15 protein-coding genes are annotated in these 14,051 nt (G+C 61.0%); 10 read left to right on the top strand and 5 right to left on the bottom strand.

Annotated features, from left to right (window positions below; translation table 11 throughout):
- Positions 1–67: 67 nt before the first annotated feature.
- Both NKF25_RS20680 and NKF25_RS20675 read left to right on the top strand, forming a co-directional pair.
- Positions 68–481: a hypothetical protein gene (locus tag NKF25_RS20680; RefSeq protein ID WP_253228532.1), complete on the top strand. Its 414-nt coding sequence runs from the start codon at positions 68–70 to the stop codon at positions 479–481.
- 112 nt (positions 482–593) lie between these two features.
- Positions 594–1,742, top strand: a complete 1,149-nt coding sequence (locus NKF25_RS20675) for a mechanosensitive ion channel family protein (protein ID WP_253228531.1) — start codon at positions 594–596, stop codon at positions 1,740–1,742.
- 3 nt (positions 1,743–1,745) lie between these two features.
- On the opposite strand, the gene NKF25_RS20670 is transcribed toward NKF25_RS20675, so the two are convergent.
- Both NKF25_RS20670 and NKF25_RS20665 read right to left on the bottom strand, forming a co-directional pair.
- Entirely contained in the window at positions 1,746–3,149 is a 1,404-nt protein-coding gene (locus NKF25_RS20670) for a carotenoid oxygenase family protein (protein ID WP_253228530.1), read from the bottom strand.
- A 43-nt stretch (positions 3,150–3,192) separates the two neighbouring features.
- Entirely contained in the window at positions 3,193–3,504 is a 312-nt protein-coding gene (locus NKF25_RS20665) for a hypothetical protein (protein WP_253228529.1), read from the bottom strand.
- A 125-nt stretch (positions 3,505–3,629) separates the two neighbouring features.
- Here NKF25_RS20665 and NKF25_RS20660 point away from each other — a divergent pair, with 125 nt between their 5' ends.
- On the top strand, positions 3,630–4,868 hold the full coding sequence (locus NKF25_RS20660; protein WP_253228528.1) for an MFS transporter: 1,239 nt from the start codon (positions 3,630–3,632) through the stop codon (positions 4,866–4,868).
- Position 4,869: 1 nt separating this feature from the next.
- Here the strand turns inward: NKF25_RS20660 and NKF25_RS20655 are convergent, their stop codons facing one another.
- The 3 genes from NKF25_RS20655 to NKF25_RS20645 all read right to left on the bottom strand — a co-directional run bounded on the left by NKF25_RS20655 (position 4,870) and on the right by NKF25_RS20645 (position 7,363).
- Positions 4,870–6,165, bottom strand: a complete 1,296-nt coding sequence (locus tag NKF25_RS20655) for a hypothetical protein (RefSeq protein ID WP_253228527.1) — start codon at positions 6,163–6,165, stop codon at positions 4,870–4,872.
- Positions 6,166–6,211: 46 nt separating this feature from the next.
- Positions 6,212–6,874 (bottom strand): hypothetical protein, encoded by a 663-nt coding sequence (locus NKF25_RS20650; protein WP_253228526.1) that lies wholly within the window; start codon positions 6,872–6,874, stop codon positions 6,212–6,214.
- A gap of 135 nt (positions 6,875–7,009) precedes the next feature.
- Positions 7,010–7,363 (bottom strand): hypothetical protein, encoded by a 354-nt coding sequence (locus NKF25_RS20645; RefSeq protein ID WP_253228525.1) that lies wholly within the window; start codon positions 7,361–7,363, stop codon positions 7,010–7,012.
- Between the two features lie 304 nt (positions 7,364–7,667).
- On the opposite strand from NKF25_RS20645, the gene NKF25_RS20640 reads away from it, so the two are divergent.
- The 7 genes from NKF25_RS20640 (at position 7,668) to NKF25_RS20610 (ending at position 14,037) form a co-directional block, all read left to right on the top strand.
- Positions 7,668–7,892 (top strand): hypothetical protein, encoded by a 225-nt coding sequence (locus NKF25_RS20640; RefSeq protein ID WP_253228524.1) that lies wholly within the window; start codon positions 7,668–7,670, stop codon positions 7,890–7,892.
- Positions 7,889–8,947 carry an isocitrate lyase gene (gene aceA / locus NKF25_RS20635; protein WP_253228523.1) on the top strand — a complete coding sequence of 353 codons (1,059 nt, stop codon included), beginning with the start codon at positions 7,889–7,891 and terminating at the stop codon, positions 8,945–8,947. Before NKF25_RS20640 ends, aceA begins: the two co-directional genes overlap by 4 nt.
- A gap of 1 nt (position 8,948) precedes the next feature.
- Complete coding sequence (gene aceB, locus NKF25_RS20630) at positions 8,949–10,250, top strand: malate synthase AceB (RefSeq protein WP_253228522.1); 1,302 nt, start codon at positions 8,949–8,951, stop codon at positions 10,248–10,250.
- A 220-nt stretch (positions 10,251–10,470) separates the two neighbouring features.
- A complete protein-coding gene (locus NKF25_RS20625) occupies positions 10,471–11,076 on the top strand; it encodes a DUF6230 family protein (RefSeq protein ID WP_253228521.1) in 606 nt (201 codons plus the stop codon).
- 24 nt (positions 11,077–11,100) lie between these two features.
- Positions 11,101–11,514, top strand: a complete 414-nt coding sequence (locus tag NKF25_RS20620; RefSeq protein ID WP_253228520.1) for a DUF6114 domain-containing protein — start codon at positions 11,101–11,103, stop codon at positions 11,512–11,514.
- A gap of 88 nt (positions 11,515–11,602) precedes the next feature.
- A complete protein-coding gene (locus tag NKF25_RS20615) occupies positions 11,603–12,283 on the top strand; it encodes a helix-turn-helix domain-containing protein (protein ID WP_253228519.1) in 681 nt (226 codons plus the stop codon).
- Between the two features lie 245 nt (positions 12,284–12,528).
- Complete coding sequence (locus NKF25_RS20610) at positions 12,529–14,037, top strand: hypothetical protein (RefSeq protein ID WP_253228518.1); 1,509 nt, start codon at positions 12,529–12,531, stop codon at positions 14,035–14,037.
- The last annotated feature ends 14 nt before the right edge of the window (positions 14,038–14,051 follow it).

Below are 14,051 nucleotides of genomic sequence, written 5' to 3'. Positions count from 1 at the left end.
TCTGATAAATTGATCGCCGCCAGTAGCTTGATACTCCTATCAACCGATGACCCTTTTCATCCGACCCATGTCACAGAACAGACGCCCGATTTACATCGGCACGGAACCGGACGACGCGACGTGTGAACGCCACGGACAGATGGAACAACAAGCGCCGGTCGTCACCTTCGACGGCCACATTCACGCCCTCACGAAACCCGTCTCCGTCTGTAACTGTCCGGAGTGCTGTCTCGAAATCGCCCGCGAGAGCGGCGGTCCCAGCCAAACCGAACAGGACGCCTTCGAGTCGTGCTGGCGACAGTTGGTGGACGCGGAGTGGCGAAACGGTCTCCAACGGCTCTTCATCGACCTCGGACGCGGCGCGGTCGAGGACGACACCATCCACATCCACGAGAAACTGGACGCCGAGGAGATTCCGAACTACCTGCGCGATTCCGAGGAGTGGACCGTCCAGACGATGGGAAATTCGAGCGCGGAGTGAACGTCGCGGCGAAATCACCGATTCCACCCGATACACTGAAGCAGAGAGCGATTGTCCGGATTCTGTGGTTCGTTTTCGTGGTACGGAGAAAGCGACCACTCGGAGATTCGCCATGACACCGCTGTCCCTCGACTCGTTCCGACCCGTTCCGTTGCTTCCCATCCCGGGAGCCAGGGTCCTGCAATCGACGTTTCTACTGGTGGTTCTCGTCTTCGCCGTGTGGTTTCTCTGGCGGATCGCCCCCAGATTGAAGCGTCGAACCGACCCACGCGCGGTGGACGTCTTTCTCCTCGTCGTGAGCGGCATCGTCGCGCTCCTCATCGGCCAGTATGCGTTGTCGCTCTGGCCGAGCGCACAACCGAACGCGCCGAACGTCGACCTACGGTCCACCGGTATCCGCGTCCTCATCACGGTCGGCGTCGTCGCGGCGGCCTACATCGGATCGGGCATGCTCGTCCGGGCCGTGGATCGATTTACCACGGAAACCGGCCAACTCACGGGACATCAGGGTGAGGTGTTCTCCCGCCTCACCGAGGTCGGCGTGTACCTCCTCGCTGCGCTGTTGTTGCTGAGCGTCTGGCAGGTGGACATCCGTGCGTTCCTCATCGGCGCGGGATTCCTCGGCATCATCATCGGTCTCGCCGCGAACGAAACATTGAGTGCTCTCATCGCCGGGTTCACGCTCATGTTCTCGCGGCCGTTCGAGATCGGGGACTGGATTCAGGTGCCGCTGGAAGACGGGACGAGAACCGACGGCATCGTCACCGACATTACGCTGTTTTCCACACGAATCGAGACGTTTTCGGGGAAGTACGTGATCCTCCCGAACGACCTCGTCGGGTCGAACACGCTCGTCAACTACAACCGAAAGGGACGGCTCAGGTTGGAGGTCGAAGTCGGCATCGACTACGGTTCGGACCCGAATCGCGCCATCGACATCGCGAAGGAGACGATGGAAAACTCCCGGGTGGTGTTGAACGTCCCGCAACCGGACGCCGTGCTGACGGGGTTCGGGGAGTCGGCGGTCCTGCTCGAACTCCGGTTCTGGATCGACCGACCGAGCAGTCGCCGCCGATGGCGCGCGACGACCGACGTCATCGCGTCGGTGAAGACGGCGTTCGACCGTGAAGGGATCAAAATCCCCGTCCCACAGCGGGAAATCGCCGGAAGAGAGGACACCGACGGGTTTCGAATCGCGAGCGAACGGCGCGACCGACGCGGCCGGTCGGAACGCTCGGAGCGCTCCGAGCGTTCCGAGTGACCGTTAGCCGGTCAGTTCGGGGAAAAATCGACCGTGGAAGTCGAACGGAATCGGGTGTGGGACCTCGGCCCGTGCGAGTTCGGCGAGCGACTCGCCGTCCACGACGATCAGCGACGACCGTTCGGTTGCGGGGTCGAGCGAGAGCGTCAGGATGACGCCGTCGTCCACACGCTCGCCGTCCGGGTTGGGAACGAAAATCGGTTCGCCCAGATAGTTGCCCTCGTCCGCGAACTCCACCGCCCGGTGCGTCTCGGTGTCTATCTTCGCAATCGCCTCGGGCCACGTCGTCATCTGTGGGTCGGGCGATTGCGCGTAGACGTATCGGTGCTTTCGACACCAGCGGTCGGGCGACGTCGTCGGGAGCGCCGTCCCGTCGTACATCCGCTCGCGCTCGACGGTTTCCGATTCGGGATCGACACGAAAGCGCTCCAATCGGCCGCTCAGCCCGCCGAAATTACCGTCTCGAAGGTTGTCAAGGTACAACACCTCGATGGCGGTCGCATCCGGCACGGTTTCGAGGTCGAGGACGATTTCGCCGTCGTCCTCGTAGGCGTTGGCGTGGTGGAAGCCGAAAAACGCCTCCGTCCGCAGTGCCGCGACGACGGTCCCGCGTCGGCGGTCGATGACGAAAAAGCGCGTCCCGCGTTCCGGTTTCCACGTGAAGTTCTCGATGAACGGGCCCTGTGAACCCGGTTTGATGAAGTCGAGCGGGTTCACCACGAACGGGAACTCGGTGAGGACGACGTAGTTCGGCGTCAGCGCGAAACTGTGCATGTACGCGGGTTCGTCCACGGGAATCGAGCAGATGTGTTCGCGGTCGGTCGCCGAGGGTATCGAGTGGACGTGATAGTGGCAGTTCCGCCCGAACGAGGTCTCGAAGTTCACGAGTTCGTCCGTCACCGGGTCGCGTTTCAGGTGGGCACAGGCGAGGTTTCCGGCGGGTTCCGGCCCGTCGTACTGGACGTGACCGAGCGTTTCGAGCGTGTCCGGGTCGAACGCGACCCAGCGCGGCAGTTCCGTCAATGCGAGATAGTCGTCGCCGATCCGTTCGGCGATGATGTTCGCGTTGTCGTACGGTTTCTCGAAGAAGAACGCCTTCAGGCGGTCGCGGAGCGTCGTGTTCCCCGTCGCGAACCCGCTCTCGAAGTTCCCCTCTCGGGCGGATCGGTAGGCGTCGCTGTGAACGAATCGGTTTCGGTAGGTGACGCCGTCGCCGAAGGTGAACGCGTGGAGCATCGCCAACCCGTCGAACCAGTGGTCCACCGACGAACCGGCCATCTCGAACGCGCCGGGACCGTTTCGAATCAGCGTGCCCGAGAGCCAGTCCGGCAGGGTTCCGGTGACGGAACAATCGTGGTCGATCTCGTCGGTCAACGAGCGAAAACCGATGGAGGACCGGGCAGTCATTTCGTGAGATGAGGCACCGACGAATCGTAACTGTTAGGCCCGATCACTTCAGTTCGTCCAGACAGTTTCCGCAGTAGTCGGCGTACTCGGGATTCACCGCACCGCACTGTCCACATCGTACTTGTCCTCCGGCCGTCGAACTGGTCGTTCGGGACCGTTGTACGCCACCGTATCCGAACATGGCGGCCGTTATCGGCGATTCGGGTATCGGTCCGAAATCGCCGTTCATCGTCCGGTTGACGAGGTCGCCGTCGCGGAGTGCCATCATCCCCCGCCACAGACCGAGAAACAGTACCGTCGGCGCGACGACGAGAACGCCAGCCACGAACACTCGGAACAGGGTTTCGAGGCTCATGAGACCTACTGGCACCGCATCGACTTAGCTCTGTATTCGACGATGTGCCGGGGACAGGACCCAGCGGAGACAGTTCAACCGCCGAGTATATTTTGTGTGGTGACGTATCGAGTAGCTACTCTGGGATGGTGGGTGGCCGTTTCCGCTCCGCACGGTGGTGGTACATCGTCGCCGCAGTCCTCGCCGTCGGAACCGCCGGAACGTATCAGTTCTCGTGGCCAGCGATTCGCGGCGAGTTAGGAGCACACGCCTCGGCCTCCGGAACGGAACTCGGGGCGATATTCTCGGTGTTGGTGGTCGCGGAGACGCTCACCGCGTTCCCCGCCGGATGGATCCGTGACCGCTACGGCCCCCGTCTCCCGTTTTTCGTGGCCGCGGCCCTGCTGTTCGGCGGGTTCGTCGGTGCCAGTTTCGTCCCGTCGCTCCCAGCGCTCTACCTCTGGTTCGCGCTCGGCGGGGCAGGTATGGGCATCGCCTACGACGTCGCGATAAACACCCCCTCGCGTTGGTTCGTCTCGCGCCGCGGGATGGCGACCGGTGCGGTGAGCATGGCGTTCAGCGGAACGAGCTTTCTGCTCATCCCGTTCATCAAGAGCGCCGTCGAAACCTCCTTCTCCCCGACCCTGTTCGTTTTGGGCGTCGCCGCGGGCGTCGCGGGTGTGGTCGCCGGTCTCATCATTCACGATCCCGAGGAAGAGTGGGACGACGAATCGGAAGACGACGGGTCTGACACGACCCCCGGTTCGAAAGACGATGATCCGGCGGCCGCCGATTCGACGGCCGCCGGATCGAACGTCACGTGGCGGACGATGATTCGGACGCGTCGGTTTTGGCTGTTGTACGTCCTCTTCGCCGTCGTCAACGGCGTCGGTCTCGTGCTCATCGAGAAGGTCATCGTGTATGCGACTCACCTCGGCCTCTCCGTGACGGCCGCGACGGCGGCGGCGTCCATGGTCGCTTTGGGGCAGGCAACCGGCGTCATCGTCATCGGAACCGCGTCCGACCGCTTGGGACGGGAACGGGCCCTCGCCGGTTCGGTGGTCTGTTGTGGTATCGCGCTCACGGCGCTGGTCGTCTCGGGGGGGATGGGATTACAGTGGGTGTTCGTCGCGCTCGCGTGGCTGACGATGTTCTTCAGAGCTCCCTCGTTTTCCATCCTTCCGGGACTCGTCGGCGAGTACTATGGCGAGGAGTACTCCTCGGAAAACTATGCCGTGATGCTCACGGCGAAGTTGTGGGGCGGCATCTACGGCGGGGTGGTTGCCAGCCTCCTCGTGATTCGGATCGGTTGGTCACCGACCTTCCTGTTGAGCGCGGGATTGGCGTTCGTCGCGGGGGTCGCCGCGCTCGTGTTCCTCCGGTGAACTATCGCCGACTTCGCTCGACGACGGTTCCCTCCGAACCGACCGCGACGGCACGGGTCGACCCGACCCCGACACCGAGAAGGTCCCCGTCCGCTGGGACGACGGTACGCTCCCACTCGGTTCCGTTCCGCCGCTCGAAGACGACGCTCGCACCGCAGACGACTGCCAATTCGTCCGTCATCGAAATCGCCCGAAGTTCCGCATCCCCGAGACGGTTCGGCGTCCACGTCCCGTCGGCGTATCGACAGCAGACGCCGTCGTCGGCCGTCACGTACGGCCCGTCGGCGTCCTCGACCGCCGCCACGTCGGTCAGGGTGCCGTCCACGTTCTCGATGCCGATTCGACGGAAACTCCCGCCGCCGTCCGTCGTCTCGAACACGCCGTCGTTCGTGTCGCAGAGGTAGCCGACGGACGAATCGACCATCGTCGCGGCGCACAGACTCGACCCGCTTCCGGGTTTCGTGGGCGCATCCCACGCGAGGTCGCCGTCTCGGTATCGCCCGCGGAGCACCTGCCCGGAACCGTTGGCGAGCAGAATCGTCTCGTCGCCCGCCGTTCCGGCGGCCGCGACGGCCGTCCAATTGTCCGTGACTCCGTTCGGTGCCGAGTAGTCGGTGTGTCGGTCGGTTTCCGTCTCGATCCGACCGAGTGCGCCGCCATCCCCTGCGATCCAGACCGTAGCACCGTCGCTCGTCGAATCGATGCCGCGGAGGTCGGCCCTGTTCGCACCCGGTCCGTCTTCGAGTACGAAATCCCAGTCGTTCTTCGCGGTCGTACCGCGGAGAACGACGCCGCCTTCACCGGCGGCGTACGCGCCGTCTTCGGTAACGACGGCGTCGAACAACGTTCCGGCATCCGGCGTGGACGCGCGCGTCCACGCCGGGGAGTTCGAGGGGTCGGACCCTTTCAGTGGTCCGGATCCTCCCGTCGGTTCGGATTCCTTCGAAGAGTTGGATTCCCGCGGTTCGCGCTCGCGTTCGTCCTTCCCGTCATCCTCCCCCCTTTTGCCATCCACTTCCCCCTCGTCATCCTCGTCCGGGTCGATTTTCGTGGTCTCCCCGTCGCCGCGTTCCGGGGAAACGACGCCGCCTTCGACGCCGGGATTCGCGCCGCGAAGGTAGAGCACGACCGGCGGGAGGACGTAGATGGCGACGGCGACGAGCGCGAAGGCCTGGTCCACGAAGGTCAACGTGCCGAACGCGGTCAGTCCCGCTGTCGCCACCGCGTGAACCCACGTCTTCGTGTAGCGCCTGAAGAACGGGAGAAATCGACGCTCCGAAGCGGGAGAATTGGCCATCGCTTGCGTATCGAACTCGATGGATTTCAGGCTTTTCGCCGTTTTCCTACTTCACGCTGTGCATCAGTCGGATGAGTTCCGTCCGGTACGCGTTCGGATCGCGGTGGAACACGTCACGAAGCATTCGATTCGTCGGGCGAACACCCGACGTTATCAGGAGCGTCTCGCCCGGTTTCAACACCTCCAGATACAGGACCGTCTTCACGCGCCCGTCGGACGTGACGGACGGGAGGGCGTAGACGGGCGAGTTCGGTCGCGTGATGTATTTGCTCGCGTCGTAGTAGGCTTCGTACTCCGCGATGGCCTGTTCGTTCGTCGTCTCGCGTTCCGACGCGGAACGCTCGCGGATGTCGGAAAAACCGAGGCTACTCAACGTCTCCTCGAATCGCCGTTTTGCGATTCCGGCGACCAGCGATGGCTGGGCGAAGATTGCCACCGGGGAGTCGAACGTGACGCGTGTCGCCATGAACGCGCCAACGATACCGTCGAAATTCCCGCTGACGTACTTGTCGAGCACCGATGCGAGTTCCGCGTCTCTGTAAATGAGCGTGCTCGTGTAGGCATCACCGAGTGACGTACCCGCCTGCTGAATCGGCGTTTTGTCCGTCCGCTCGTCTTCGAGCGTCCATTCACGAATCAGCGATGACGTGATGACCGGTTTCCGGTACACGTCCGATTGCGCGCCGTTGGCCACCCCCCCCAACGACACCGATTCCGGCCACTACTCCCCCCAATCGTTCGAGAAACTGTCGTCTCTCCATGAGAATAGTGTATCGGGAGGGACGCGCATAATCCCAACGGCCCAACAACTCTCCGGCCGTTCGTATCCCTCCCAAAAATCCGGTTACCAGTCCTCGTTACCGACCGGGTCACGCGTTTCGCAGTAGGGACACCGGTTGCGGTACCGCTCCAAGTTCCGCCCGCAGTATCGACAGTTGTACCCGTCCTCCGGCGCGTCCGTTTCGGTTTCGGATGCCGAAGACGTTCCCGGCAGCGCTCCCGCTCGATACGCGAGGACGCCGCCGATGAGGACGACAGCGCCGACGAGCGCGACGAGCACGAGCGTGTTGTTCGTCCCGGGGACGTACGGCACGTCCTGCAGTTTTTTGCCGCCGAGAACTCCTCGACCCCCGGCGAGGAACGCGAACAGCAACAGCATCCGAAGGAGCCACCATCGGCGGGGAACCCTATTCCGCACGCTCCCACCTTCGTTTCATACGATAACTCGGGGACGAACGGAGATAAGCGCACGGGAAGCCGAAATCAGGGAGCAGGACGTCATGTGGTACCACGCGTCACTAATACGTCCTTGAACGGCCTTGGGGCGTTAAACCTCATTAATGAATATTATCATTATAAATCATAATGTTTATTGTCGGTACTGTCCTCGCCAGAACTGCAGTGAAACACATGTTCGTACACGCAGCACGCTCATCGGCACGCGACGGAACCGCTCGCAGAACGACTCGCCCCACGAAATTCAACCGAACGACACGACGTATATGACCGACCGAACACGCTACGACCGCACCGAAGAGGAAGCACCGCTCGTTCCGCTCATCCCCGAAACCGAGCGCCGACCAACCCCGTACCGACCGACGACCGGACGACGAACGGGCTATCGCACCGCCGAGCGAACGGAGACGCTGCCGGAACTCACGCGTGAACTCCGAACGCTCCGAGCACAACTCGACCGAATCGAAGCCACCCTACAGGACGACAGATGAAACCCGAAACACCGACAAGAGACATCGAGAACCGCGCCGGAAAGAAATTCCGAGAGATGCTGAACGACCAGAACTACGTCTTCGCACCCGGGCTCTATCACGCCCTCGACGCCCGACTGGCGGAGATGGCCGGACTCGACGCCGCGTACATGAGCGGCTATTCGACCGTGCTCGGCCAGTTTGGCTTCCCGGATTTGGAGATGGTGACGATGACCGAGATGGTCGAGAACGCGAAACGCATCGCGGAAGCCACCAACCTCCCCGTCATCGCCGACTGTGACACGGGCTACGGCGGCATCCACAACGTCCGGCGGGCCGTGCGCGAGTACGAGAAGGCCGGTGTCGCCGCCATCCACATCGAGGACCAGACGACGCCGAAACGCTGTGGCCACATCGCGGGCAAGCAAATCGTCTCCCGCGAGAAAGCCCGCGCCCGCTTCGAGGCCGCCGTCGATGCGAAGCAGTCCGAGGACACCGTCATCATCGCCCGAACCGACGCCTACGGGTCAGCGAACGGCGACTGGGAGGAACACCTCGAACGCGGCCGTATCTACGCCGACGCGGGCGTCGATATAGTCTGGCCCGAGATGCCCGACCCGAGTCGGGAGGACGCGGTCGAGTACGCCGAAACCATCCACGAGACCCATCCCGATCTGAAACTCGCGTTCAACTACTCCTCGTCGTTCGCGTGGTCGGAGGAGGACGACCCGCTCATCTTCGAGGAACTGGGAGACCTCGGCTACAAGTACATCTTCATCACGTTGTTCGCGCTCCACTCGGGTGCACACAGCGTCTACGAGGACTTCGAACGACTCGCTGAGGACGACGAGCAGGCGCAGTTCGACCTCGAAGGCAGATACCTCGACCACCCCACGGAATCGCACCACGAACTCTCGTTCGTCAGTCGGTATCAGGACATCGAGACGCAGTTCGACCCGGAGGCTCGCGAGCGAATCGAGGGATCCGAAGGGTTCAGCGAGGACGAATCGACCCCCATTACCTCTAACTCGGAGGATGACGAAGAGGTGGTCGCTTCCGAGCAGGGAGACGACTGATATGACCACGGAACGACGACACGAACGAGCGTTCGTGCGGACGTTCTTTACCTCGCCGACGGCGGTCGAGGGGGAGGACGACTCCGCCAAGATGCTACGGAGCGCGGCACAACTACGCGGGATGCAGGCCCCCGACGTTTGGGTCCCGGACAACGAGGACGCGACGGCCCCGTCGATGCGCGACGAGGGTGCCGAGAACATCGTCGAAGTGGTGGCCGAGCACGGGGAGGAGTTCCCGGGCGAAATCCACCCGCGCATCGTCTGGCACCGGGACGCCCCCGGAACCCGTTATCAGGGATTCCAGCACATCCTGCGAATCGCCGACCCCGAGCGGGGAGCTATCGAGCACATCGACGGGTTCGTGGTTCCCGAAGTCGGCGGCATCGACGACTGGAAGAAGGCTGACGAGTTCATAACCCTCGTCGAGAACGAACACGGCCTCGAAGAGGGGAGCCTCGCCATGTCCGTCATCATCGAGAGCGGAGCGGCGGAATTGGCGATGGGCGACCTCCGCGAGGAGATGGGAAAGCCGGACAACAACCTCGAACGCCTGTTCATGCTCGTGGACGGCGAAGTCGATTACACCAAGGACATGCGTGCGATGACGCCCACCGGTGGCCTCCCGGAGTGGGAGGAACTGCGCCACAACACGTCGCGCGGTGCGAGCGCCGCCGGACTCATCGCGGTCGACGGTCCGTACGACGACATCCGGGACGTGGACGGCTACCGAGAGCGCATGACCGCCAACCGGGCCAAGGGAATGATCGGCATCTGGTCGCTGACCCCCGGCCAAGTCGTGACGGCGAACGAGGCACCCTTGCCGCCGGAAACCGGCAGATGGCTGCTCGACGTTGACGGTCAACGAACCGACCTCGAACGGGAGGACGACACGCAGTTTTACGACGGAAATCGAGTCGGACTGTCGGAGACCGGCGACGGCTATCGCCTTCGGGTCGGCGACGACGAGCGGGAACTCGACGAGGACGAACTCCGCGAGGAACTGCTGGACATGACCGAATACGTCCCGAGCATGGACGACATCGTCGATTCGATGGAGGAGTTCGAAGCCGCGAAGGAAGCGGGGAGGGGTGCCATCGCCATGACGCAGGCGACGACCGTCGTCATCGACGGCGTCGAGGTCGACATCGAGAACGACCGAATGTGGGACGAAGCCACGTACCAAGCCGCGATGACGCCGATCGCCGTGTTCCAAGACGTGTACGAGAACCGGCCCGACCAACACGAGGCGTTGGCGGAACTGTACGGCGAGAACGTGGTCGAACGAGCGATGCAGGTCGGCTGACGAACGGTTCACCGGCACTCGTCGGCGACCGTTCGCCCATCGATTTGCAGTTCGATTTTCCCGTGCCACGACGAAGTCGATCGACCGGGGAGTAGTATCGATATATTTTTAATATCATATCTATTTCATAATAATATTTTTGAATTAAAATCCACCCCCTTGTATATCACCGTGTAAAACCGCGCCAATCCTTAATGTATTAAATTATCTTTGTACGGGTATGGCAATCAATACCAAAAAGTTCGCGATCGTGATCGGTGCAGCGTTGGTGCTACAAGCCGCCACTGTCGGCGCAATCGCGACTGGAGGAACAGCCATCGCAGTGCCCACGGCAGGTGTGGGTGGATTCACCGTCACTTTCGACCAACTAGAGGGTCAAGGGTTCACGCAGTACGCATCGCTCGAGAATTCGAGCGAGTGCGGAACGTACCCATCGGCGGTTGCAAAAATCAACCAAGGATCGATCAAGGGGTTAAAAATGTACAAGGACGTTGAAATTCCGAAGGGAATGCCCGGCGGTGGTACCACCGTCCGTCTCATGATCTCCTCTGATAAGACGGTGAAATTCAGGGGAATGACACAGAAGTTCACCTATCTCCAAGGGAACCTCAAGATGGAGAACCAAAAGACGCTGTCCGATCCCAACAGCATGAAGAGTTCGTTCTCGCTCTCGGCACCGACCATCGTCATCGATGACGGGAGGATCAAGGCACAAAGCCAATTCCTACAGAGCATCACGCTCTCCGGAGCACACGTGAAGACGGTCGTGAACCCGAAAAACACCACTAGCTTCCCGAAGAGCCAGTGTGCAGCGGGAGGAAACTGATCCGAGCGAACGGAGGATCACAATATGAGTTCAATTCACATAACGCAGTTCGCATCGTACCGGACGAGGTTCGCGTCGTGGCGCCACGACCGGCCGTTCTGGGGTGCACTCCTCGTCATCCTCGCCGGACTCGTCATCGGTATCATCCCCGCACAGCTGGCGATAACCTTCGCGCTCGTTCCGAGTACGTTCATGTTTGCGGGGTTGGTGTTCGCAGTCTTCGTCTTCTTGAGCGGTGTCTTCGCTCTACTGCGCCCGGAATTCGCCGAGTTCTTCGGTGCCGCTGGCATCCTGCTTTCGATCGCCTCGATCTTCGGGGCGCTCGGAGGGTTCGGCGTGGGGATGATACTCGGCACGCTCGGCGGTGCGCTCTGTGTCGCATGGGAACCATCTGAGACCACCGAGACCGACACCGAAGAAACAACACCGGCAGTGTGATCGTCGGAGGGTTCCATTTTGGGCGAATCGTATTGTCGAGTCTTCAGTTTAGACAACAAATAATTATGTACGTTTCGAGAATGAGTGCGTGATAGGATCGAAGATGATGAGATATCTAACCCTCAAATTAGTCCTGGACGGGAAGGGAATCCATCCAGTCGGCGACATTATCGCTGCACGACCCGACGTCCAACGGGATCAACTCCTCCACGTCAACTCCCTCTTCAGCGGTGGTGGTGTACTTCTCTATCGACTGCGTGGGAACTCGAACGGACTCGTCGAGGAGTTGGATGCACACGAGTCGGTCTTGGCTTACGATATACTCGACGTCCAAGACGATCTGTTTCACATCTACATACACGTCGAAGCGGGTGAGCCGGCGGGAACGCTCATGTACGTCGTCGAGAAGTATGCACTCATAATCAATACGCCGCTCACGTACACCGACTCCAACGACATTCTCGCCACCGTCGTCGGCAAGCAGGAGATGATACAACGGGCGTTCCGCGAGCTACCGAAACAAATCGATATCCGCGTGGAACAGACGGGGGAGTACGCACCGGATTCCGACCACCTCTTCTCGGGGCTGACCGATCGGCAACACGAGGTGCTCGAAACCGCCGTCAAACAAGGTCACTATCAGAGCCCACGAGGAGCGACACATGCGGACATCGCGGAACGACTCGGCTGTGCGCCGAGCACCGTGGACGAACACCTCCGAAAGGCGGAGTACCACCTCTTTTCGACCCTTTTCGGACACCAGGAGTGACGTCCAACGAAGATTCGACGGGATATAAATAACCGTGAATGAATGCGGGAATAAATATTCCTCTGCGGTCGTATGGTAGGAACAATCATAGAAGATAGTGATATTCGATGAAACACCGAACCATCCTCGTGGTTATCCTTTGTCTCGTGATCGCTTCGGTATCTCCGGCGGCGGGCACACACCGTGAAACGTCGGGTGCATCCGCCCAGCAGTCGTTATCGGACTCGAAACGCTGCTTCCAGAACGTGACGCTCCGGACCATGAACTTCCCTGCCTACCGGCAGAACGCCCACAGTCTCGACGTCGAGGGGGCGATGTCCGGAAATATCGGTGATGGTCCGCGGACGAACGATACAGCGCTCAGCGTTCAGGTCGAACGGATACACGCGGAGTCGGTCTGTCTAGAGGTGAAGCCGACTGGAGACGATGCGGGCATCAGAATGACGTTTCACGACGCGGTGTTGAAGAAGACGAAACTTCGGGGGGCGAACATGCGGTTCGAACGGGCGACGGCCGACGCGATAACGTTCGACGTCCCGAAGGGGATCGGCCGCCAATTCCGTTCCCTACTGATAGGGGGAGACCGAGCGAATGACGGGAACGACGACGCGGGCACTGGATCGAACTCGGGTGTAAACGAGAATCGAACGGTTGCACCCGGCGACACGACTCACCGAGTGGGGACCATCGTGAACGACTCCACTGAGGGAAGCGGTGAGGACAACAACCCAGCAAACGGGGTCAACGATACGAAGAAGAAAGTCGGAAACGGAGTCGACAACGTCACGGACGGGGTGAACGATACTCGCACCGATGTCGCTGACCGTGTACACGACACCACCGGGAACGTCACAGACGGCGTGGACGATACGACGAAAAAGGTCTCAGACGGCGTGAATAACACGACGGACGAGGTGGACGATACGACTGATAAAATCACGGACGGCGCGAACAATACGACGGACACGGTGGATGATACGGTGAACGAAGTCACGGACGGCGCGGACAACACGACTGATACAATAAGCGATACGACTGACAATGTCACGGACCGTGTCGATAACACCACGGACAGGGTTGACGACACGACGAAAAAAGTCTTAGACGGCGTGAATAACACGACGGACTCGGTCGACGATACGACGAAAAAAGTCACGGACGGCGTCGATGAGACGGCGGATGGGGTCGATAATACCACGAACGGACTCACTGGTGAGGTGGACGACACCACAAACAAAATCACGGACCGTGTGGACAAGACGGCGGACAAAGCGGACGGGAGTGCCGATACGATCACGGACGGGGTGGACAATACGACGGATACGGTCGATAAAACGACCGACAAGGCCACGGATGAAGTGGACGATACCACAGGGAAAGTCACGAACGGCGTCGATACGACGACGAACACGGTGGACGACACCACGAGTAAAACCACTGGGACGGTAGACGAGACGACCGAGACGGTCGGCGACGGTATCGAGAACACATCAGATGGGGTCGCAGATGGTGTCGAGAACACGTCGGATGAAGTCTCAGGTGGCGTGGGAAAGACGGTGGATGGTCTCACGACGACCGCTGACAGCACGACGGATGCCGTCCAAAATACGTCGACTGCCGGTGGGAACGCCAGCACCGGTACTGACGCGGGCGGTAACTCCACGATAGGAACGGCGGTGAAGAACGGAACCGGCGGAACGGACGACGGATCGCTGTTGGAACGGACAGCTAGTTCGTCGGTGACGAAATTCTGACTTCCCGTTGTCGA

Origin of the sequence: Haladaptatus sp. AB643 (assembly GCF_024136975.1) — an archaeon.
Classification (GTDB): domain Archaea; phylum Halobacteriota; class Halobacteria; order Halobacteriales; family Haladaptataceae; genus Haladaptatus.
Note: the sequence above shows the minus strand (reverse complement) of the source record. Positions and strands in the feature narration are given on the sequence as shown.

What these genes read in the sequence shown, in the direction of transcription:
- NKF25_RS20680 (WP_253228532.1), top strand. Translation starts at nt 68, where the DNA reads ATGTCACAGAACAGACGCCCGATTTACATCGGCACGGAACCGGACGAC.
- NKF25_RS20675 (WP_253228531.1), top strand. Translation starts at nt 594, where the DNA reads ATGACACCGCTGTCCCTCGACTCGTTCCGACCCGTTCCGTTGCTTCCC.
- NKF25_RS20670 (WP_253228530.1), bottom strand. Translation starts at nt 3,149, where the DNA reads ATGACTGCCCGGTCCTCCATCGGTTTTCGCTCGTTGACCGACGAGATC.
- NKF25_RS20665 (WP_253228529.1), bottom strand. Translation starts at nt 3,504, where the DNA reads ATGAGCCTCGAAACCCTGTTCCGAGTGTTCGTGGCTGGCGTTCTCGTC.
- NKF25_RS20660 (WP_253228528.1), top strand. Translation starts at nt 3,630, where the DNA reads ATGGTGGGTGGCCGTTTCCGCTCCGCACGGTGGTGGTACATCGTCGCC.
- NKF25_RS20655 (WP_253228527.1), bottom strand. Translation starts at nt 6,165, where the DNA reads ATGGCCAATTCTCCCGCTTCGGAGCGTCGATTTCTCCCGTTCTTCAGG.
- NKF25_RS20640 (WP_253228524.1), top strand. Translation starts at nt 7,668, where the DNA reads ATGACCGACCGAACACGCTACGACCGCACCGAAGAGGAAGCACCGCTC.
- aceA (WP_253228523.1), top strand. Translation starts at nt 7,889, where the DNA reads ATGAAACCCGAAACACCGACAAGAGACATCGAGAACCGCGCCGGAAAG.
- aceB (WP_253228522.1), top strand. Translation starts at nt 8,949, where the DNA reads ATGACCACGGAACGACGACACGAACGAGCGTTCGTGCGGACGTTCTTT.
- NKF25_RS20625 (WP_253228521.1), top strand. Translation starts at nt 10,471, where the DNA reads ATGGCAATCAATACCAAAAAGTTCGCGATCGTGATCGGTGCAGCGTTG.
- NKF25_RS20620 (WP_253228520.1), top strand. Translation starts at nt 11,101, where the DNA reads ATGAGTTCAATTCACATAACGCAGTTCGCATCGTACCGGACGAGGTTC.